This window comes from Streptomyces sp. NPDC090798, from assembly GCF_044768965.1.
Lineage (GTDB): Bacteria > Actinomycetota > Actinomycetes > Streptomycetales > Streptomycetaceae > Streptomyces.
In genome coordinates this window covers 389,445-409,556 of sequence record NZ_JBIVXA010000006.1, presented here as the reverse complement: position 1 = coordinate 409,556, position 20,112 = coordinate 389,445, and the positions used below count along the sequence as shown (strand labels likewise).

Below are 20,112 nucleotides of genomic sequence, written 5' to 3'. Positions count from 1 at the left end.
TGCGCGACCAGCCACGGACTCCCCGCACCCGGAGGGAGAGGCTCAGGCCCCCGTCACGGAAGCCAGGTACGCCTCCGTCTTCTCGGGCTCATAGAAGAAGTTCTCGAAGTCCGCCGGGTCGTTGAACCCATTGGCGAAACGATGCGCCACCGCCGGAAGCTGGCCGCCGGCCCCGATCAGGTTGAGGACGTGCTCCGGCGGCACGCCCAGCATGGCGTTCGTCCACTTCGTCACGTGCTGGGCCGTGTCCCAGTACCGGTCGAACGCGGACCGCATCCACGCCTCGTCGAACTCCTTGTCCTCGTGCTCGAGGATCGCGCCGAGGTACGCCGCCGCGCACTTGGAGGCGGAGTTGGAGCCCTGGCCGGTGATCGGGTCGTTGGCGACGACCACGTCGGCGACGCCCAGGACCAGGCCGCCGCCGGGGAGGCGGCCGATCGGGTTGCGGACGGTGGGCGCGTAGCGTCCGGACAGTGTTCCGTTCGCGTCGGTGAGTTCGACCTTGGTGGCGCGGGCGTACTCCCACGGCACGAACTTCTCCATGAGTTCCAGGGTCAGGGAGAGGTGTTCGGCGGGGTCCTTGATGCCGTTGAAGGCGTCGACCGGGCCGCCGGGTATGCCCTCCCAGAAGAGGATGTCCGCGCGGCCGGAGGTGGTGAGGGTCGGCATGACGAAGAGTTCGCCGACGCCGGGAACCAGGTTGCAGCGGACCGCGTCGTAGTCGGGGTGCTCGGGGCGCGGGCCCAGACCGTGGACGTAGGCGACGGCGAGGGCGCGCTGCGGCTGCGCGTACGGGGAACGGGCGGCGTCCCGGCCGAACATGGAGACCAGCTCGCCCTTGCCGGCCGACACCAGGACCAGGTCGTACGTACGGGCGAAGTAGTCCAGGTCGGAGACCGCGGCGCCGTGGATGACCAGCTGGCCGCCGCGCTGGGCGAAGGTCTCCATCCAGCCGGCCATCTTCACCCGCTGGTCGACGGACTGCGCGTAGCCGTCGAGCCGGCCCACCCAGTCGATCGCCCGCTGGGTCGGACCGGGGTCGTGCGAGCCGGGGGCGGCGACCGAGACGCCGAGTCCTTCGATCTTCGGGGCCTGGGACTCCCAGAAGTTCAGCTGGAGATCGCGCTCGTGCTGGAGTGCCGTATGGAACATGCACTGCGTCGACATGACGCGGCCGGTGCGGATCTCGTCCGCCGTCCGGTTCGACATCAGGGTGACCTCGTACCCGTGCGACTGGAGGCCGAGGGCAAGCTGGAGTCCGGACTGACCGGCTCCGACGACGAGTATCTTCCGCATGCGCGTCCTAACTCCGTGTACGTCTTATTCGGGGCTCACGTCGAGCGCGTGCCCCACCAGGGCGAGCAGGGTCTCGACGACCGAGATCCGGCGCCTGGCATCCATGATCATGACAGGTATGTGTGAAGGCACCGTGAGGGCCTCGCGCACGTCGTCGGCGTCGAACCGCTCGCTGCCGTCGAAGTGGTTGACCGCGACGACGTACGGCAGTCCGCAGCTCTCGAAGTAGTCGAGCGCCGGGAAGCAGTCCTTGAGCCGGCGGGTGTCGGCGAGGACCACGGCGCCGATCGCGCCGCGCACCAGGTCGTCCCACATGAACCAGAACCGCTGCTGGCCCGGCGTGCCGAAGAGGTACAGGACCAGGTCGTCGTCGAGTGTGATGCGGCCGAAGTCCATGGCCACGGTCGTGGTCAGTTTGTCCGGGGTGCCGGTGAGGTCGTCCGTCTCCTCGCTGGCCTGGGTCATCAGCGCCTCCGTCTGGAGGGGCGTGATCTCGGAGACCGCGGTCACCAGCGTGGTCTTGCCCACGCCGAAGCCGCCCGCCACCACGATCTTCGTCGCGATCGGGGCGCGGGTGCGGTCGGTCTGCCAGGCCTGGACGTTCTCGTCGGACTCGGGCAGCGGCACCGGGGCCAGAGGCATCGGAGCCGAGGCGGGGGAGGCCGTTCTCGGCGCGCCCTCAGAGACGACGGAGTCCATTCAGCACCCTTTCCAGCAGAGCGCGGTCCGGCTGTCCCGGGCCGTGACCTGTTCCGTACACACGGATCTTTCCCTGGTCCGCCAGGTCGCTCAGGAGGACGCGGACCACGCCCAGCGGCATCCTGAGCAGGGCGGCGATCTCGGCCACCGTACGCATCCGGCGGCAGAGTTCGACGATGGCCCGCATCTCGGGCATCACCCGGGTCGCCAGGGAGCCGTTGGTCAGCTCCTTGCGCTCTTCGGGAGCCTCGAGCGCCGCCACGAACGTCTCGACCAGCAGCACGTGCCCGAAACGGGTACGGCCGCCGGTGAGCGAGTACGGGCGCACGCGGGCCGGTTTGCGCTCCCCGCCACGTATGGGGAGCTTGGGCGCGGAGGAAGAACTCACTGGGCACTCCCCGTCGGCTTGGCTTCGAGTGACTGGCGTAGCTCGCTGCGGAGTTCGGGCGTCAGGACGTGTCCGGCGCGGCCGACGAACAGCGCCATGTGGTACGCCACCACGCTCATGTCGCAGTCCGGGGCGCCGTGCACCCCGAGCAGCGAACCGTCGCTGATCGACATGACGAACAGGCTGCCCTCGTCCATCGCGACCATCGTCTGTTTGACGCCGCCCGCGTCCATCAGCTTGGCGGCGCCGATGGTGAGGCTGCCGATGCCGGAGACGATGGTGGCGAGGTCGGCGGAGGATCCCTTGGGACCCGCGGGGCGCGCCTCCGCCCCGGTGCGGGCCTCCGCGTTCCTCCCGGGGTCGGAGGACAGCAGCAGCAGACCGTCGGAGGAGACGACCGCGACCGACTGGAGGCCTGGCACCTCCTCGACGAGGTTCGTCAGCAGCCAGTGCAGATTGCGGGCTTCGCTGCTCAGGCCGAAGGTACTGGGCGCGGTCAACTGCTTGCCTCCTCGACTGTGCCCCCCGATGCGTCTACTGCGTCCTGCTGTCGCACCGCGTCCTGCGCTCGGTCCTGCGCTTGGTCCTGCGCGGTGTTCCGTGCGGTGTGGTCCGGGGTGGGCGTCTGGGCCGTCTGTTCGGCGATCTCGGCCTCCACGTCGCGGCGGCCCTCCGTCGCGCCCCGGTGGAAGCCGCCGAGCCTGCGCCGCAGCGCCTCGGCGTCCACACTGCCGACGCGCGGCCGGGGAACCGGTGCGGGCGCCGAGATCTTCGGCGTCCGCTTGGGCAGTCCCTTGTCGGTGACCCGCTCCGGCTCCTCGTCCGACACACGTTCGTGGGAGTCGGGGCCGATGGCGTAGGGGTCGGGAGTGGTGGCATAGGGGTCGGTGGTGGCCCGCGCGGGGACGGCGACGTCCGGAGCGGGGGCCGTCCCCAACGCTGCGGGCTCGTCCGCCGGGGCCGCCGGTTCGTCCGGCGGGACCAGCGGTGCCAGCAGCTCCATGGTGGTCTCGGAGAGCGTCGGCTCGGGGGCGTACGCCGCCTCCTGCGCGGCGGCGTCCGCCCGTACGGCCTCCTGCGCGGCGGCGATCAGCGGGTCCTCGTCGCCGGCGGGAGCGGTGGGAGCGGCGGGGCTCGCCTGGCCTCGTGCCGTGAGGGCCGAACGGCCGTGCAGCACGTTCGAGTTGGCCTCCGCGTCGGCGCCCGGGAGGACGACCGAGGGGGCGGCACCGGCGACCGGGGAGGCCGAGGGGACCGTGACGGCGGGGGCGGTCGCGAACAGGGTCTTGGGGAGGACGACCACGGCCGCGGTGCCACCCTGCTTCTGCTCCCGCAGCTGTACGCGCACGCCGTGCCGGTGCGCGAGCCGGGCGACCACATACAAACCGAGTCCGAGTCCCTCGCCGCTCTCCTGGTCGTAGGCGTCCTGCGGATCGAACTCGGAGAGGCGGGCATTGAGCTGGGCCATCCGGTCGGCGGCCATGCCGATGCCCTCGTCCTGCACGGAGAGCATCACCTCGCCGTTCTCCAGCAGCCAGCCGGAGACCTCGACGGGCAGATCCGGCGGCGAGAACGAGGAGGCGTTCTCCAGGAGTTCGGCCACCAGGTGCGAGAGGTCGTCTGCGGCGAACCCGGCGAGGTGCGCGTGCGGCGGCAACACGGCGATACGGACGCGCTCGTACCGCTCGATCTCGCTGACCGCGGCCCGTACGACGTCGACCAGCGGGACGGGGCCCGCGTGGTGCTGGACGTGCTCGTGGCCGGCGAGGACGAGCAGGTTCTCGCTGTGGCGCCGCATGACGGTCGCGAAGTGGTCCAGCTTGAAGAGCGTGCCGAGGCGGTCCGGGTCCTGCTCGCGCTCCTCCAGACCCTCGATGACCCCGAGCTGCCGCTCGACCAGGCCGAGGGTGCGCAGCGCGAGGTTCACGAACGTGCCGTGGATGGTGCCGCGCACCTGCTCCAGGTGGGCCGCCGCGTCGGCGAGCTCCGCGCGCAGCCGGTCGCGCTCGTCGGCCATCAGCTGGCGCTGCCCGATGAGGTGCTTGCGGTCCGCTTCGAGGGTGGTCAGCCGTTCGTGGAGCGCGGCGGCGTGCGCGTGCAGAGCGTTGACGGAGCGGACCACCTGGGCGAACTCGTCGTCGCGGCCGGTGAACTTCACCGGCTCCTGCGCTCCCGGGTCCGCGGCGAGGCGGGCCGAGCCCAGGCGCAGCACGGCCAGCGGGCGGGTGAGCGTACGGGCCATGGCCATCGAGACGCCGACCGCGACCAGCAGCAGGGTGCCGATGAGGGCGATCCGGATTTCCAGCGCGGTGACGTCGTCGTCCCGCAGCCGCTCCAGGTCCTTGGTGCGGTGGTCGTTGAGCGAGGCCTCGGCGCCGCGCATCAGCTCGACGCGGGCGGAGAGCGCCGCGTCCACCTTGTTCGTGCTGGAGTCGAGCTCGGAGTCGGAGAGCGTCGGCTGGTCGGTGAGCTTGGTGAGGTACTTGTCCGCGGTCGTGACGTCGGGTCCGGTGACCGTGGAGTCGTACGAGTCCTTGGCGTCCTTGGGGGCCGTCTCGCGGAAGTCGGCGAGGCCCGCGTCCGAGCGGAGCCGGGCCTGCTGGGCGGCGGCGCTGAGCGCGTCGCGCTGCTTGGTGTCGGCCGGGGACGAGCTGCTGGTGGTGGACGCCAGGCCGGTGACGGGGTTGATGACCGTCCGGGTGGTGCGCGGGATGTTGAGGGCCGCGAGAAGCAGTCCGCGGGCGGCGGCGGACTGCTGGACCGCGGAGTCCAGCTCGGCGAGGGCGTGCGCGCCGGATCCCGCGCGGGGCGGCAGCTGCTCGGCCAGGTCCTCGGCGAGGGCGTGAAGTTCGGTGATGACCTCGGAGTACGCCTCGTGCGCTTCGAGAGCGGTGCTCTTGCCGGTGAGCGCCGCTCTGCGGGCGGTGCCGATGCCGTCCAGGTCCTTCAGGAGGACGGCGGGCGCGTCCTCGTCCGCCCGCACCTCGTCGACCTGCCGGTCGACCCGGGCGCTGCGCTGCTCGGAGGGCGCCTTGGACTTCGGCCGGCCCGCGGCGATGTACGAGGTGACCTCGTCGCGCTCGTCGGCCAGCGAGTGGGCGAGCGTCAGCGCCTGCTGGGTCCGCCCGGCGAGCGTCACCAGGTTCTGGGAGTCGTTCAGCTGCTCGGAGGCCGCGAGGACCGTGGGGGCTCCGGCGCCGGCGATGGCGGCCGCGACGACCGCCACGGCGACGATCAGCCGATTGCGCACGTGAGCGGAGCGACCCTTGCCCGCGGGGGGCTGCCCCGCGGCAGCCGGCGTGCGCTCCGCGCCCCCGTCGGAGGCCGACTGCTTGCCTGTGCGCCGAGACCGCATCTTCTGCACCGGTGCTCGCATTCCTGACTCGTGTACCCAAGGGCTCGGGTGACGTTCCGTCAACTGGGCGTCCGCCCTCCCCAAGCTCTCGACTTCGCTCGAGCAGGGGGTGTCCCATCGGCTCCCGACCCTCCCAGTGCCGGTGGGCAGTGGTCCCGCATCGTCCGGCCCGCCACCCGAAGGAGTGAACCCCGGACGGGAGTTGGCGGGCAAGTTCCTGTGGCGCGTGCGACCCCCTTGCGCGGCGGGCCGGTTGGACGTCTGCGGCGCGCTTTGGCAGTATTCGCCGCCACGCCTTGGCGGAGTCGATCATTCCATGCCAAACCCGGCGGCTGAGCTGCTGGTCCGCACCGGTCCTGCGACCGTTGCCAGCCTTTCGTGGACCTTGTGAAGGGCTCGTGCAGACTGGCCGAATGCGCATCGAACTCGTCTCCGAGCCGGGCGATCCGGCCCGCCCCAATGAGGACTTCGCATCGGTCGGCCTTCCGGCGTCAGGACAAGGGGGATCACTGGTCGTCCTCGACGGCGTGACTCCCCCGCCGGGCGACGACGGCTGTCTGCATTCCGTCCACTGGTTCTCCGCACGCCTCGGCGGAGCCCTGACCGAACTGTCCGTTTCCTGCCGGGATCTGACCTTGTCGGAGATCCTTTCCCGGTCCATCCGGCGCACTTCCGAGGCCCACTCCGACACCTGTGACCTTTCTCACCCGCGTACGCCCCAGGCAACCGTGGTCCTCGCCCGCTGGTCAGGCGACCTCGTCGAGTACCTGGTCCTCTCGGACTCGGCCCTCTTGCTGGAGTCCCCCGCGGGCGAGGTGACACCGGTCCTGGACGACCGCCTCACCCGCGTCCCCCGCGCCTCCCTCGCTTCGGACGCGATCGCCGACGCGACCGTGCGCAACAAGGAGGGGGGCTTCTTCACGGCCGCCGCCGATCCGTCGGTCGCGGCCCGGGCGGTGACGGGAACCGTGCCCCGGGCCGAGGTCCGTGCCCTGGGCGCCCTGACGGACGGCGCGACCCGCTGGGCGGAGAAGTTCGGGGAGGGCGACTGGGGCGGACTGTTCACCGTCGTCCGCAAGGAGGGCGCCCAGGCCCTCGTGGACCGCGTACGGACGCTGGAGCGGGCCGACGCCGAGGCGCGGACGCGGCTGGGGCGCAGCAAGACGCACGACGACGCGACGGTGGTGTTCGTGGAGTGGTGATGGTGATGGTGATGGTGAGTGGGGCGGATTGGAGTGTCACTTCTCCATGCCCCGGTTCAGCTGGTGGAGCAGCCGGGCCAGTTCGGCGACCTCGCGCGGGTCCCACCCCGCCAGTTCGCTGACGTACCGTGCCCGGCGCGCCTCCCGCACCGTACGGAACCGGTGCCGGCCCTCGTCCGTGAGGCGGACGAGCCAGGCACGCCCGTCGGCGGGGTCGGGCTCACGGGCGACCAGACCGAGCTCCTCCAGGGCGTGCAGCTGGCGGGACATGGTGGCCTTGCCGACCCCGATGTACGCGGCCAGCTCGGTGGCGCGCTGCCGGCCGCACTCGTCGAGGCGGAAGAGGAGCCCGTACGCGGAGGACTCCAGGTCGGGGTGGACCTCACGGGCCATCTCGCCGGAACTCGCCCGGGCACGCCGCAGCAGCACGGTCAGCTCCCGCTCCAGCGCGGGGAATTCCTGGTCCACGCCCGCCTCCTTCTACTTCTCCATGCCGAGGTTCAGCCGGTGCAGCAGCCGCGCCAGCTCCGCGACCTCGCGAGGATCCCAGTGGGCGAGTTCGCTCACATACCGGGCGCGCCTCGCCTCGCGCACCTGGCCGACCCGGCCGCGGCCCTCCTCGGTGAGGTGGACGAGCCAGGCACGGCCGTCGGCGGGGTCGGGCTCACGGGCGATCAGACCGAGCTCCTCCAGGGCGCGCAACTGGCGGGACATGGTGGCCTTGCCCACGCCGATGTAGCCGGCCAGTTCGGTGGCGCGCTGGCGGCCCCACTCGTCGAGGCGTACGAGAAGTCCGTACGCGGCGGACTCCAGGTCCGGATGGACCTCGCGGGCCATCTCGCCCTGGTTGGCGCGGGCACGGCGCAGGAACACGGTCAACTCGCGCTCCAGGGAGAGGAACTCCGGGTCCGCGCCGCCGTGCGCGGGAGGCTGGTCCACACCCCTGCCCGACCCGTCGGGGCCGGCCGGATGCCGCCCTCCGTTCCTGTCCTCGCGCACGTCTGCCCCTCACCCGGTTTCCCGACTCTGAAAGTTTCCGCCAAAGGTGGCCATAGCCACAGCTCCGTAAGTATTTCTCAGGCGTAGACCAACGGCAGCCCACGGCCCCTCTTCCCAGCACGTTCTCCCCGTGCGTAGCTTCGTGAACAGGCACCCAATGGCATGCCCACGCCGCCAGGTCGACGAGGACCTCACCCCCCACACACACGGCGCGCATGCCCGCACCACTCACGGCCCGCATGTCCGCACCATTCCCCCCACCTGGCTCCATCGAGCCCTTCGGAGGCACGTCATGCCCGTGCACAGATCCGGAACGCCCCACCGCCTGCGCCCGCTCGCGCTGGGAACCCTGCTCGCCGCCTTGTCCCTCCTCTGCGCCCCGCCCTCCTCCTCCGCCGCCGACACCCCCGCCCGGGGCTCCGCCCGCATGGGCATGGGCGTCCTCGCACACGACGGCCAGGCCGGCACGCCCAACACCGGTGACGCCACCCAGACCGAAGGCGTGGACGTCAGCGGCTACCAGGGCAACGTCGCCTGGTCGACCCTGTGGAGCAGCGGGGTCAAGTGGGCCTACACCAAGGCCACCGAGGGGACGTACTACACGAACCCCTATTTCGCCCAGCAGTACAACGGCTCGTACAACGTCGGCATGATCCGCGGCGCGTACCACTTCGCGACCCCCGACACGACGAGCGGTGCCACCCAGGCCAACTACTTCGTGGACCACGGCGGCGGCTGGTCCGGTGACGGCAGGACGCTGCCGGGCACGCTCGACATCGAGTGGAACCCGTACGGCGCCGCCTGCTACGGCAAGACGCAGAGCGCGATGGTCAGCTGGATCAGCAGTTTCCTCACCCAGTACAAGGCGCGCACCGGCCGGGACGCCGTGATCTACACGGCGACCAGCTGGTGGAGCGACTGCACCGGCAACTACGGCGGCTTCGCCTCCGCCAACCCCCTGTGGATCGCCCGTTACGCCGCCGACCCCGGCACGCTGCCGGCCGGCTGGGCGTACTACACGATGTGGCAGTACACCTCGTCCGGACCGACGGTCGGTGACCACGACAAGTTCAACGGCGGTCTGGACCGGGTGCAGGCACTGGCCAACGGCTGAGCGATGTCGGCTGAGCGATGTCGACTGACGGCTGAGCGATGTCGGCTGACAGCTGACGGCTGACGGCTGACGGCTGACAGATTTCAGCTGACAGATTTCAGATTTCAGACGACCGATGTCGGCCAACAGCTGACAGAACCGGCTGACGGCACGGCGAAGGCCCGGGCCTCCCTCACGGGACCCGGGCCTTCCCTTCCGGCAGCGTCCGTCACGCCGCTACCGGAACCTCCGGCGTCGCGCCGTTCATCGCCGGCGACAGCGCCAGTTCCAGGACCTGGCGGACGTCCGTGACGGCGTGGACGTCCAGCTTCTCCAGCACCTCGGCCGGAACGTCGTCCAGGTCGGCCTCGTTGCGCTTCGGGATGATGACCGTGGTGACACCCGCCCGGTGCGCGGCGAGCAGCTTCTGCTTCACCCCGCCGATGGGCAGGACACGGCCGGTCAGCGAGACCTCACCCGTCATCGCCACGTCCGTGCGGACCAGCCGGCCGGACAGGAGCGAGGCCAGCGCCGTCGTCATGGTGACGCCCGCGCTCGGACCGTCCTTGGGGACCGCGCCCGCCGGGAAGTGGATGTGCACGCCCCGGTCCTTCAGGTCGCCGACCGGCAGTTCCAGCTCGGCGCCGTGCGAGCGGAGGAAGGAGAGCGCGATCTGCGCCGACTCCTTCATCACGTCACCCAGCTGACCGGTCAGGGTCAGACCGGCCGCGCCCGTCTCCGGGTCGGCCAGCGACGCCTCCACGAAGAGGACGTCACCGCCCGCGCCCGTGACGGCCAGACCGGTGGCGACACCGGGCACCGCGGTGCGGCGCTCGGCCGGGTCCTGAGCGGACTCGGGCACGTGGTGCGGCCGTCCGATGAGCCCGCGCAGATCGGCGTCGGTCACCGTGAAGGGCAGCTCCCGCTCTCCGAGTTCGTGCTGCGCCGCGACCTTGCGGAGCAGGCGTGCGACGGCCCGCTCCAGGTTGCGTACGCCCGCTTCCCGGGTGTACTCTCCGGCGAGCCTGCGCAGCGCGCTCTCGTCGAGCGCGACCTCCTCCTTCTCCAGACCGGCCCGCTCCAGCTGACGCGGCAGCAGGTGGTCACGGGCGATGACGACCTTCTCGTCCTCGGTGTACCCGTCGAGCCGGACCAGCTCCATACGGTCGAGCAGCGCCTCCGGGATGGCTTCGAGCACGTTGGCCGTCGCCAGGAACACCACGTCGCTGAGGTCGAGCTCGACCTCCAGGTAGTGGTCCCGGAAGGTGTGGTTCTGGGCGGGGTCGAGGACTTCGAGCAGCGCCGCGGCGGGGTCGCCGCGGAAGTCGGAGCCGACCTTGTCGATCTCGTCCAGCAGGACCACCGGGTTCATGGACCCGGCCTCCTTGATGGCGCGGACGATACGGCCGGGCAGCGCGCCGACGTACGTACGCCGGTGGCCACGGATCTCGGCCTCGTCCCGTACACCGCCGAGCGCGACCCGGACGAACTTGCGGCCCATGGCGTGCGCGACGGACTCGCCGAGCGAGGTCTTGCCCACACCGGGCGGACCGACGAGCGCGAGCACGGCACCGCCGCGCCGCCCGCCGACGACGCCGAGACCACGCTCGGAACGCCGCTTGCGCACGGCCAGGTACTCGGTGATGCGCTCCTTCACGTCTTCCAGACCGGCGTGCTCGGCGTCCAGGATGCTCTTGGCGCCCTGGATGTCGTACTCGTCCTCGGTGCGCTCGTTCCACGGCAGTTCCAGGACGGTGTCGAGCCAGGTCCGGATCCAGCTGCCTTCGGGCGACTGGTCGCTGGACCGCTCCAGCTTGTCGACTTCCTTGAGCGCGGCCTCACGGACGTTCTCGGGGAGGTCGGCGGCCTCGACGCGGGTCCGGTAGTCGTCGGACTCCTCGCCCTCCTTGGCGTCGCCGTTCAGCTCGCGCAGCTCCTTGCGGACGGCCTCGAGCTGGCGCCGCAGCAGGAACTCGCGCTGCTGCTTGTCGACGCCCTCCTGGACGTCCTTCGCGATGGACTCGGCGACATCCTGCTCGGCGAGGTGTTCACGCAGGTGCTCGGTGGCGAGCTTCAGCCGGGCGACCGGGTCGGCGGTCTCCAGCAGCGTGACCTTCTGCTCGGTGCTCAGGAACGGGGAGTAACCGGAATTGTCGGCAAGGGCGGACACGTCGTCGATGGCCTGCACGCGGTCCACGACCTGCCAGGCGCCGCGCTTGCGCAGCCAGCTGGTGGCGAGGGCCTTGTACTCCTTGACCAGTTCGGCGACATGGCCGGGCAGCGGGTCGGGCACGGTCTCGTCGACCCGGGTGCCCTCGACCCACAGTGCGGCACCAGGACCGGTCGTCCCGGCGCCGATCTTCACGCGCCCACGGCCGCGGATCAGCGCGCCCGGGTCGCCGTCGGCCAGTCGGCCGACCTGCTCGACGGTGCCGAGCACGCCCGTGCTCGGGTACGCCCCGTCGATGCGTGGCACCAGCAGCACCTTCGGCTTGCCGGGCTCCGACCGCGCGGCGGCCTGGGCGGCCTCCACCGCGGCGCGTACATCGGCGTCGTTCAGGTCCAGCGGAACCACCATCCCGGGCAGCACGACCTCGTCGTCGAGCGGCAACACGGGCAGGGTGAGCGGTGTGGACGTCGAAGCCATTATCTCTCCCTAGGCAGTCAAGTTGAGCTATGCCGACTCAATGCACATGAGCCCCGGATTGTTCCCCGAGGTCTGTTCGCTGTGAGCGATCGCTCTCTCGACTCCGCGCCACGGAGACATCCGCGCAGGTCAATGACGTACGCGCCACGCTTCCACCGCAGCCGCGGCACACGGTTGTGGATCAAGCCACGGAACCGCGGCGCACGCCTGTGGTGCGCTCAACGCCGTCGGGCCGCCACACCTTCCCGTGCGGACGCACCCGTCGGTTCATGTCGGGTCGATACACGAGTGGCCACGGCCCGCTCCTGGCCGAGCACGGCCGGCTGCGCAAGCCGGTGCCGTACCGGCCGAGACTGGAGGTGCCGTTCCACCTGTCGTGGCCGGGCAGGGACGGCTCGTGGTCGGCAGGGACGGCCGGCCTGCGGGGTGAACCGCGGCGAGGTCCTCTTCCCCGAGCACTACGACCTGCGCGCCGCCACCCGCCCCGGACGACCTGCCCCGGTGTCGGGCGTCTGAGCGGTGGGTACGGCGGTGGGGGCGCCGGGGCTGGAGGCCGCCGCCGTACGGGCGCGGCGCCAGCGCCGGACCAGCGGCCAGGTCGACACCCCGATCGCCAGGGACATCAGATGCCCCCAGTCCGTCATCGGGTCGGCGAATTCGAGCAGGTCCCCGACGACCATCGAGCCGAAGGCGACCAGCAACGGCCAGCGCAGCCAGGGCCTCAGCAGCCCGGCGAGCGCGCCGACGCTCGTGGCGACGCCGAAGCTGATCCCGTAGTCGAGGCGGTGCAAGGAGGTGTCGGGAAGGTCTCCCGCCAGCACGGAAAGGCCGACGGGCACCTCGGTGGCCAGGGTGGCCACGACATGCCCGAGCAGGAAGACTCCGGCGGCCCGCAGGCCGCCTATCCGCCGCTCCAGCGCGGTCAGCACCAGCACGAACCCGATGGCGTACGGCGAGGCGATCCCGCCCGCCATCCACAGCGCGCTGGCCAGCAGCACCAGCACCGGTTCGCGTATGAGGTGCGCGACGTCGGTGCTGGACCCCTGCTGCAAGGCGTGCACGAGGGAGGGGTCCGCGTAGTCGGTGACCATCGCGGTGACGGTGAGCACGGCCGCGTACCCGAAGGTGAACGGCGTTCCGGTGGGGGTGGGCAGCAGCCGCCAGGGACGGAGCGTCCGGAGCCGGGCGAGGGCGCGGGAGACGGGGGGAGCGGACGGGGCGGGAGGGGCGAGTACAGAAGGTGTCGTCGCCGGGCGGGGGGCGGGCGGCACGGCCGTGGCGCCGCGTTGTCGCGGCACCCCGACCAGCAGAACCGTGCCCGTCTGTGGGTCCTTGCGCGCGGCATCGGCCGAGGGGGCCGTCGGGGCCGTGGTCGTCGCCACTGCCGTCGCCGTCGCGGTCGTGCTCCGGTTCAAGGTGAGGGGCTCCTTCCGTCCCGCCCCACCCTTGGGGGCTCGCGGCGCCGCTGTCTATGACCGACGCCACGTGGGAGGCGATTCATAGCAACCTGATAAGCGCATACGGCGTCCTCGGTCGCCGTGTCCGCACGCGCGTCCGTAGTCAGTCCGTATGCGCGTCCGACGGCAGCCCCGTGCCCGAGACGGTGATCGAGCGCAGCAGCCGGTCGAGGTAGGCCCGCATCCGGGCGGCCATGTCGACGCCCGTGGGGTCGAGGGCCCACTGCAACTGGATGCCGTCCATGACGGCGGCGAATTCCTCGGCGAGCGCCTCGCAGTCGGTGTCGGGCTTCAGTTCGCCGCTCGCGACCGCCTCGCGCAGCGCGCCCGCGCTGACCTCGACGAGATCGGCGTAGCGCTTCACGAAGAACGCGTGGGCGGGGTGGCCGGGATCGCCCGCCTCGGCGAGCAGGACGTTGAACATCTTGGTGCGTCCCGGGCGCCGGCTGTTGTAGTCGGCGAGTCCCACCAGCGCGGCGAAGAACTCGGCGGCCGAGTGCGCCTCGACGGCGAAGAACCGTTCGACGTCGTGCTCCTCGCTGCGCCGCAGTACGCAGACGAGCAGGTCCTCCTTGCTGCGGAAGTGGTGCAGCAGGCCGCCCTGGGTGATGCCGACGTCCTTGGCGATCCGGGCGAGCGAGGAGGCGTGGAAGCCCCACTGGGCGAAGTGTTCGACGGCGACGTCGAGGATGCGCAGCCGGCGTTCGTCCCCGACGGCGTATGTGCCCCGGACGGCCCCCGGAACCTTCCGCTCCGCCCCCACGCTCTCCTCCGACCTCCGGTTTCGGACCATGCCCGTCACCATAGCCGCCGCACAGGCAGCCGCTCAGGCCGTCCCAGACCGTCGGTTACACGAGTCAACTCGCCTCGCTTTCAAGCCACGTGCAGCGTGATTCTGGCCACATGAGCAAAACCTAGTAGCCACTCGGTTTTGATGTTTCCCTGTGGTCGCCGGCGTGGCAAGGAAGCCGCGCCTCGTCCCCATGGAGAGCAGCCATGGCCGTCACTCCCGACGCCTCGCTCGGTGCCCGCTCGCCCGAGCCACCGCACGACGCGCCTTCCGCCCAGGCCCCCGCGAACGCCCCCGCCAAGCTCGTCCTCGGACTCGCCCTCGCCCAGTTCGGCGCCTATCTCGCCGTCCTCACCCCGGTCATGGTCACCCTCGCCCTGCGGGTCAGCCAGATCGTCCCGGAGGGCGACCGCGGCGCCGCCCTCGGCCAGGTGCTCTCCGTCGGCGCCCTGCTCGCGATGGTCGGCAACCCGGTCTTCGGCGCCCTGTCCGACCGCACCACCAGCCGCTTCGGCCGCCGCCGCCCCTGGCTGGTCGGCGGCATGACCGCGGGCCTCGCCGGGCTCATGGTCGTCGCCCTCGGCGGCGACGTGCTGACGCTGATGCTCGGCTGGGCCCTCGCACAGCTCGGCATCAACGCCGCCCTGTCCGCGCTGACCTCCTGCGTCCCCGACCTGGTCCCGCCGCACCAGCAGGCCCGGGTCTCCGGCATCGTCGGCATGACGACGTCGCTCTCGATGATCGCGGGCTCGGTCCTGGCCAATGTCTTCAGCGGTTCGATGGCGCTGGCGTTCCTCGTCCCCGGTGTCATCGGGCTCGCCGCGATCGGCTATCTGGTCGCGGTGATGAAGGACCGCCCTGCCCGCGCCGGCGCCTTCGAGCCGTACAGTCTCCGCGAGTTCCTGCGCAGCTTCTGGGTCGACCCGCGCAGGCACCCCGACTTCGCCTGGAACTTCGCGGGCCGCTTCCTGGTCTTCACCGGCGCCTCCTGCGTCACCAGCTACCAGGTCTACTTCCTGATGGACCGCCTCGGCTACAGCGACGACACCGTCTCCGGCAAGGTCCTCGTCGGCACCCTCGCCTTGGTCGTCGCGACCGTGACCGGCTCGCTGCTCGGCGGCCAGCTCTCCGACCGTTCGGGCCGCCGCAAGCCGTACGTCCTCGGCTCCTCGCTCGTCATGGCCCTCAGCCTGGCGCTGCTCGCCGCCGCGCAGTCCTTCGGGATGTACGTCGTCGCCGTGATCGTCTTCGGCCTCGGCGAGGGCCTCTATCTCTCCGTCGACATGGCGCTCGCCGCCGCGGTGCTGCCCAACCCCGACGAGTCCGCCAAGGACATGGGCGTCCTCAACATCGGCAACGCCCTGCCCCAGTCCCTCGTCCCGATCGTCGCCCCCGCGCTCCTCGCGATCGGCGGCGGCGGCAACTACGGGGCGCTGTTCCTCTTCGGCGCCGTCGCCGCCGTACTGGGCGCCCTCGCCGTCCAGTTCATCCGCTCCGTCAAGTGACCTCCTTCAAAGAGCCCCCTTCTTGAAGAAGCCCTTGAAGAAGCCCGTCAAACAGCCGCCTTAAGTAAGAAGGAAGCAGGGAAACCGGGATGCCCCCAGGGAAGACCACCCCCACCTACCGCGATCCGCACCGCCCCGTCGACGAGCGCGTCGAGGACCTGCTCTCCCGCATGACGCTGGAGGAGAAGGCGGGTCAGCTGTTCCACTCCATGCTCTCCATGAACGCGGACGGCACCTTCGCCACCGAAGGACCCTTCGTGCACGCCCCCGCCCCCGAGCTGATCGAGGGCAGGGGACTGACCCACTTCAACCTCATCGGCCAGTACGGCGTGCGCGAGACGGCCCAGTGGGTCAACCGGGTCCAGGAGCTGGCCGCGGGCACCCGTCTGGGCATCCCGGTCACCCTCTCCACCGACCCGCGCCACGCGTTCACCGACAACCCGGGCGCCTCCTTCAACGCCGGCGCCTTCTCGGCCTGGCCCGAACCCCTGGGGCTGGCCGCGATCGGCGACCCGGCGCTGGTGGAGCGCTTCGGGGACACCGTCCGCCGCGAGTACCTGGCGGTGGGCTTCCGCGTCGCGCTGCACCCGCAGATCGACCTGGCCACCGAGCCGCGCTGGTCGCGCCAGAGCGGCACGTTCGGTTCCAGCGCGGAGCTGACGAGCGAGCTCGTACGGGCGTATGTCCGCGGTCTTCAGGGGACGAGGCTCGGACCGGACTCCGTCGCCGCCATGGTCAAGCACTTCCCCGGCGGCGGACCGCAGAAGGACGGCGAGGACCCGCACTTCGCGCACGGCAAGGAGCAGATCTACCCGGGCGGCATGCGTGAGTACCACCTCCAGCCCTTCAAGGCGGCCGTGGAGGCGGGCTGTTCCCAGGTGATGCCGTACTACGGACAGCCGATCGGCACCGACTGGGAGGAGGTCGGCTTCGGCTTCAACCGCGATGTCCTCACCGGCCTCCTGCGCGAACGCCTCGGCTTCGACGGCATCGTCTGCACCGACTGGGGCCTGCTCAGCGACGCGCCCGTGCTCGGCGAACTGTTCCCCGCGCGGGCCTGGGGCGCCGAGCACCTGACCGTCGCCGAACGCGCGGCGAAGGCGCTGGACGCGGGCAGCGACCAGTTCGGCGGCGAGCAGTGCCCCGAGGTGATCGTGGAACTGGTCCGCTCGGGCCGCGTCACGGAGGAACGCGTCGACGAATCCGTACGTCGACTCCTGCGCGAGAAATTCACACTCGGCCTCTTCGAGCATCCCTACGTGGACCCCGACCGGGCGGAGGAGACCGTCGGGGCGGGCGAGTTCACCGCGCTCGGCGAGGCCGCCCAGCGCCGCTCGCTGACCGTCCTGACCAATCAGGGGCTGCTGCCCCTCGAGGGCCGCCCGAACCTGTACGTGCGGGGGATCGCCGAGCAAGTGGCCGCCGCGTACGGCAACGTCGTCCCCGATACCGTCGACGCGGACCTCGCGGTGCTGCGACTGCGCACGCCCCACGAGAAGCGCCCCGGTCTCTTCGAGTCCTTCTTCCACTCGGGGTCGCTGGCCTTTCCGGAGGACGAGCTCAAGGAGATCCTTCGGCTGCTGGACGCGGTGCCCACGCTGGTGTGCGTCAACCTCGAACGGCCCGCCGTCCTCCCCGAGATCGCCGCGAGGGCGGCCGCGCTGGTCGCCGACTACGGCGCGAGCGACGCGGCACTCCTGGACGTCGCCTTCGGACGGGCGCGGGCCCAGGGGCGACTGCCGTTCGAACTGCCGCGCTCCATGGCGGCGGTGGAGGCGTCACGGCCGGACGTCCCCGACGACACCGAAGACCCCGTGTTCCCCTACGGGCACGGACTGAACCTCCGACCTGCGGAGGGTTAATTCGGCTGCCCATCCTGGTGAAAGTGCCAGGATGGGAGCCATGACTGCCTCGTACGACGTCCCTGTAGTCATCGATCGCCGGGAAGGCCCCTACGGCGAGGTCGTGTTGCGGCGCCACGGCGCGCTGCTGCAGATCATCGCCAACGGGTGCTTCCTGATGGACACCTCCGACGGCCGCTCGGAACGGCTGCTCGTCGACGCCGCGCTGGACGCCCTGGACGGGCGGGCGGAGCCGAAGGTGCTGATCGGGGGGCTCGGTGTCGGGTTCTCTCTGGCACACGCCGCCGCCGACCCGCGCTGGGGGCGCATCACCGTCGTCGAGCGCGAAGGGGCCATCATCGACTGGCACCGTCACGGACCGCTGGCCGAACTCTCCGCGACGGCGCTCGCCGACCCCCGGACCGAGATCGTGAGAGCCGACCTGCTCGCTCACGTCAATGAGACTTCCGACACGTACGACGCGCTGTGCCTCGACATCGACAACGGGCCCGACTGGACCGTCACCGAGGACAACGACGGGCTGTACGGACCGGGTGGACTGGCAAGCTGCGCAAGGGCGTTGAAGCCGGGCGGGGTACTCGCCGTGTGGTCGGCCCAGCCCTCTCCGGAATTTGAAGGAACGCTGCGGAATGCCGGATTCCGCCAGGTGCGTACCGAAGAGATCCCGGTTGCCCGGGGCGTTCCGGACGTCGTCCACCTCGCGGTCGGGCCTGGATAGCCGAGCGAAGGTGACTGCCCGTACCCTGCTTGCCTGGCGCAGATCATTCAAGCGTCAAGCGCAGTCATGGGATCACCCCACGGATTCCGGAAAGCACACCTCAGGGGCGGGCGATGGAGCAGACACACACCTCGCACAACGGCACGGCGGCCACGCCGGGCGCTCAGCGCCGGGTGCTGGTGGTCGAGGACGACCCGACGATCGTCGACGCCATCGCGGCCCGCCTGCGAGCCGAGGGATTCCTCGTGCAAACCGCGGGCGACGGACCGGCCGCCGTCGACACAGCAGAGGCCTGGCAGCCCGACCTGCTGATCCTCGACATCATGCTGCCCGGCTTCGACGGCCTGGAGGTCTGCCGGCGCGTGCAGGCCCAGCGCCCGGTGCCGGTGCTGATGCTCACCGCGCGCGACGACGAGACCGACATGCTGGTCGGGCTCGGCGTCGGCGCCGACGACTACATGACCAAGCCGTTCTCGATGCGCGAGCTGGCCGCGCGCGTGCACGTCCTGCTGCGCCGGGTCGAGCGGGCCGTGGTGGCCGCCTCGACACCGCGCAGCGGGATCCTGCGCCTCGGCGAGCTGGAGATCGACCACGCACAGCGCCGGGTACGGGTGCGCTCGGAGGACGTGCACCTCACGCCCACCGAATTCGACCTCCTGGTGTGCCTCGCCAACACTCCGCGCGCGGTACTCTCCCGCGAGCAGTTGCTGGCCGAGGTCTGGGACTGGGCGGACGCCTCGGGCACACGGACCGTGGACAGCCACATCAAGGCGCTGCGCCGGAAGATCGGTGCCGAGCGGATCCGTACCGTCCACGGTGTGGGTTACGCGCTGGAGACCCCGACTCCCTGAGCCGGGTCTCCGCAGGGACCAGGAACCTCATGTAGGGGGCTGATGTCATGAGCGGGCTCGGTGAATCGGGCAGAACCACGGGCGTCGTGAGCGGTCCCGGCGAGCCGGGCCGCGGCGAGGGGTCCTGGGGCTCCGTACGCCCCTTCTCGATCAAGACCAAGCTGGGCGCGCTGGTCGTCATCTCCGTGCTCATCACCACGGGTCTGTCGATGATCGCGGTGCACACCAAGACGGAGCTCCGCTTCATCACGGTCTTCTCGATGATCGCCACACTGCTGATAACGCAGTTCGTGGCCCATTCGCTCACCGCGCCGCTGGACGAGATGAACACGGTCGCCCGCTCCATCTCGCACGGCGACTACACCCGCCGGGTGCGTGACGACCGGCGGGACGAGCTGGGCGACCTGGCCCAGACGATCAACCTCATGGCCGACGAGCTGGAGGCCCAGGACCGCCAGCGCAAGGAACTCGTGGCGAATGTCTCGCACGAGCTGCGCACCCCCATCGCGGGCCTGCGCGCGGTCCTGGAGAACGTCGTGGACGGCGTCTCCGCCGCCGACCCCGAAACGATGCGCACGGCCCTGAAGCAGACGGAGCGGCTGGGCAGGCTGGTCGAGACGCTGCTGGACCTCTCCAGGCTGGACAACGGCGTCGTACCCCTGCGCAGGCGCCGTTTCGAGGTGTGGCCGTACCTGTCCGGCGTGCTCAAGGAGGCCAACATGGTCGCCTCCGCGCGCGCGGGCATCGCCTCGGGCTCCGGCAGTCACACCCGCACCGACGTCCATCTGCACCTCGACGTGTCCCCGCCGGAGCTGACCGCGCACGCGGACCCGGAGCGGATCCACCAGGTCGTGGCGAACCTCATCGACAACGCGGTCAAGCACAGCCCGCCGCACGGCCGGGTGACGGTCAGGGCGCGGCGCGGCGACTACCCGGAGTCACTCGCCCTGGAGGTCCTGGACGAGGGCCCCGGCATTCCGCAGTCGGAGTGGCACCGGGTCTTCGAGCGCTTCAACCGTGGTGGGGTCCCCTCGCCGCACGGCCCGGGCAGCGACGGCGGTACGGGCCTCGGGCTCGCCATCGCCCGCTGGGCGGTCGATCTGCACGGCGGCCGGATCGGCGTGGCCGAATCCCAGCGGGGCTGCCGGATCCAGGTCACCCTTCCAGGGCTTCCTTCTCTGCCAAGTTGACGTAAAGTTCGAACCGGAGCCACAAGATCCATCGTCGTCCCGTGCTCGTGGACACGTGTG

At 70.9% G+C, this 20,112-nt stretch carries 17 protein-coding genes; 7 read left to right on the top strand and 10 right to left on the bottom strand.

The annotated features are described in order from the left end of the window. Window positions 1-42: 42 nt before the first annotated feature. Genes ACIQTP_RS16550 through ACIQTP_RS16530 form a run of 5 tightly spaced genes read right to left on the bottom strand, consistent with a single transcriptional unit; the run spans window position 43 to window position 5,759 of the window. Window positions 43-1,296, bottom strand: coding sequence for a styrene monooxygenase/indole monooxygenase family protein (locus ACIQTP_RS16550; protein WP_403400369.1), 1,254 nt, complete (start codon window positions 1,294-1,296; stop codon window positions 43-45). 24 nt (window positions 1,297-1,320) lie between these two features. After that, entirely contained in the window at window positions 1,321-1,995 is a 675-nt protein-coding gene (locus ACIQTP_RS16545) for a GTP-binding protein (RefSeq protein WP_402035717.1), read from the bottom strand. Beyond that, window positions 1,976-2,383, bottom strand: coding sequence for a DUF742 domain-containing protein (locus ACIQTP_RS16540; protein ID WP_319746333.1), 408 nt, complete (start codon window positions 2,381-2,383; stop codon window positions 1,976-1,978). The genes ACIQTP_RS16545 and ACIQTP_RS16540 overlap by 20 nt, the downstream gene beginning before the upstream one ends. Beyond that, window positions 2,380-2,883 carry a roadblock/LC7 domain-containing protein gene (locus ACIQTP_RS16535; protein WP_403400367.1) on the bottom strand — a complete coding sequence of 168 codons (504 nt, stop codon included), beginning with the start codon at window positions 2,881-2,883 and terminating at the stop codon, window positions 2,380-2,382. The genes ACIQTP_RS16540 and ACIQTP_RS16535 overlap by 4 nt, the downstream gene beginning before the upstream one ends. Next, entirely contained in the window at window positions 2,880-5,759 is a 2,880-nt protein-coding gene (locus tag ACIQTP_RS16530; protein ID WP_403400364.1) for a nitrate- and nitrite sensing domain-containing protein, read from the bottom strand. Before ACIQTP_RS16530 ends, ACIQTP_RS16535 begins: the two co-directional genes overlap by 4 nt. Window positions 5,760-6,151: 392 nt before the next feature. On the opposite strand from ACIQTP_RS16530, the gene ACIQTP_RS16525 reads away from it, so the two are divergent. Further along, window positions 6,152-6,940 (top strand): hypothetical protein, encoded by a 789-nt coding sequence (locus ACIQTP_RS16525; protein WP_403400362.1) that lies wholly within the window; start codon window positions 6,152-6,154, stop codon window positions 6,938-6,940. Window positions 6,941-6,976: 36 nt separating this feature from the next. Here ACIQTP_RS16525 and ACIQTP_RS16520 read toward each other — a convergent pair whose 3' ends face one another. Both ACIQTP_RS16520 and ACIQTP_RS16515 read right to left on the bottom strand, forming a co-directional pair. After that, window positions 6,977-7,408, bottom strand: coding sequence for a MarR family winged helix-turn-helix transcriptional regulator (locus ACIQTP_RS16520; protein WP_402035710.1), 432 nt, complete (start codon window positions 7,406-7,408; stop codon window positions 6,977-6,979). A gap of 12 nt (window positions 7,409-7,420) precedes the next feature. Further along, complete coding sequence (locus ACIQTP_RS16515) at window positions 7,421-7,939, bottom strand: MarR family winged helix-turn-helix transcriptional regulator (protein ID WP_403400360.1); 519 nt, start codon at window positions 7,937-7,939, stop codon at window positions 7,421-7,423. Window positions 7,940-8,231: 292 nt separating this feature from the next. On the opposite strand from ACIQTP_RS16515, the gene ACIQTP_RS16510 reads away from it, so the two are divergent. Next, on the top strand, window positions 8,232-9,053 hold the full coding sequence (locus ACIQTP_RS16510; protein ID WP_403400359.1) for a lysozyme: 822 nt from the start codon (window positions 8,232-8,234) through the stop codon (window positions 9,051-9,053). A 208-nt stretch (window positions 9,054-9,261) separates the two neighbouring features. On the opposite strand, the gene lon is transcribed toward ACIQTP_RS16510, so the two are convergent. From lon to ACIQTP_RS16495, 3 genes are all read right to left on the bottom strand, one after another. Next, on the bottom strand, window positions 9,262-11,679 hold the full coding sequence (gene lon, locus ACIQTP_RS16505; protein WP_403400357.1) for an endopeptidase La: 2,418 nt from the start codon (window positions 11,677-11,679) through the stop codon (window positions 9,262-9,264). Between the two features lie 458 nt (window positions 11,680-12,137). Then, window positions 12,138-13,094 (bottom strand): rhomboid-like protein, encoded by a 957-nt coding sequence (locus tag ACIQTP_RS16500; protein WP_403400355.1) that lies wholly within the window; start codon window positions 13,092-13,094, stop codon window positions 12,138-12,140. 145 nt (window positions 13,095-13,239) lie between these two features. Continuing rightward, the gene (locus ACIQTP_RS16495) at window positions 13,240-13,929 is read right to left on the bottom strand and encodes a TetR/AcrR family transcriptional regulator (protein WP_402035698.1); all 690 of its coding nucleotides are present in this window, start codon (window positions 13,927-13,929) and stop codon (window positions 13,240-13,242) included. Window positions 13,930-14,132: 203 nt separating this feature from the next. On the opposite strand from ACIQTP_RS16495, the gene ACIQTP_RS16490 reads away from it, so the two are divergent. The 5 genes from ACIQTP_RS16490 to ACIQTP_RS16470 all read left to right on the top strand — a co-directional run bounded on the left by ACIQTP_RS16490 (window position 14,133) and on the right by ACIQTP_RS16470 (window position 20,052). Further along, window positions 14,133-15,431: an MFS transporter gene (locus tag ACIQTP_RS16490; protein ID WP_403400354.1), complete on the top strand. Its 1,299-nt coding sequence runs from the start codon at window positions 14,133-14,135 to the stop codon at window positions 15,429-15,431. Window positions 15,432-15,520: 89 nt separating this feature from the next. Then, window positions 15,521-17,293, top strand: a complete 1,773-nt coding sequence (locus ACIQTP_RS16485; RefSeq protein ID WP_403400351.1) for a glycoside hydrolase family 3 protein — start codon at window positions 15,521-15,523, stop codon at window positions 17,291-17,293. Window positions 17,294-17,333: 40 nt separating this feature from the next. After that, complete coding sequence (locus ACIQTP_RS16480; protein WP_403400349.1) at window positions 17,334-18,011, top strand: spermidine synthase; 678 nt, start codon at window positions 17,334-17,336, stop codon at window positions 18,009-18,011. Window positions 18,012-18,124: 113 nt separating this feature from the next. Next, entirely contained in the window at window positions 18,125-18,862 is a 738-nt protein-coding gene (locus tag ACIQTP_RS16475; protein ID WP_054236710.1) for a response regulator transcription factor, read from the top strand. Window positions 18,863-18,909: 47 nt separating this feature from the next. Continuing rightward, the gene (locus tag ACIQTP_RS16470) at window positions 18,910-20,052 is read left to right on the top strand and encodes an ATP-binding protein (RefSeq protein WP_403400347.1); all 1,143 of its coding nucleotides are present in this window, start codon (window positions 18,910-18,912) and stop codon (window positions 20,050-20,052) included. Window positions 20,053-20,112 lie beyond the last annotated feature (60 nt).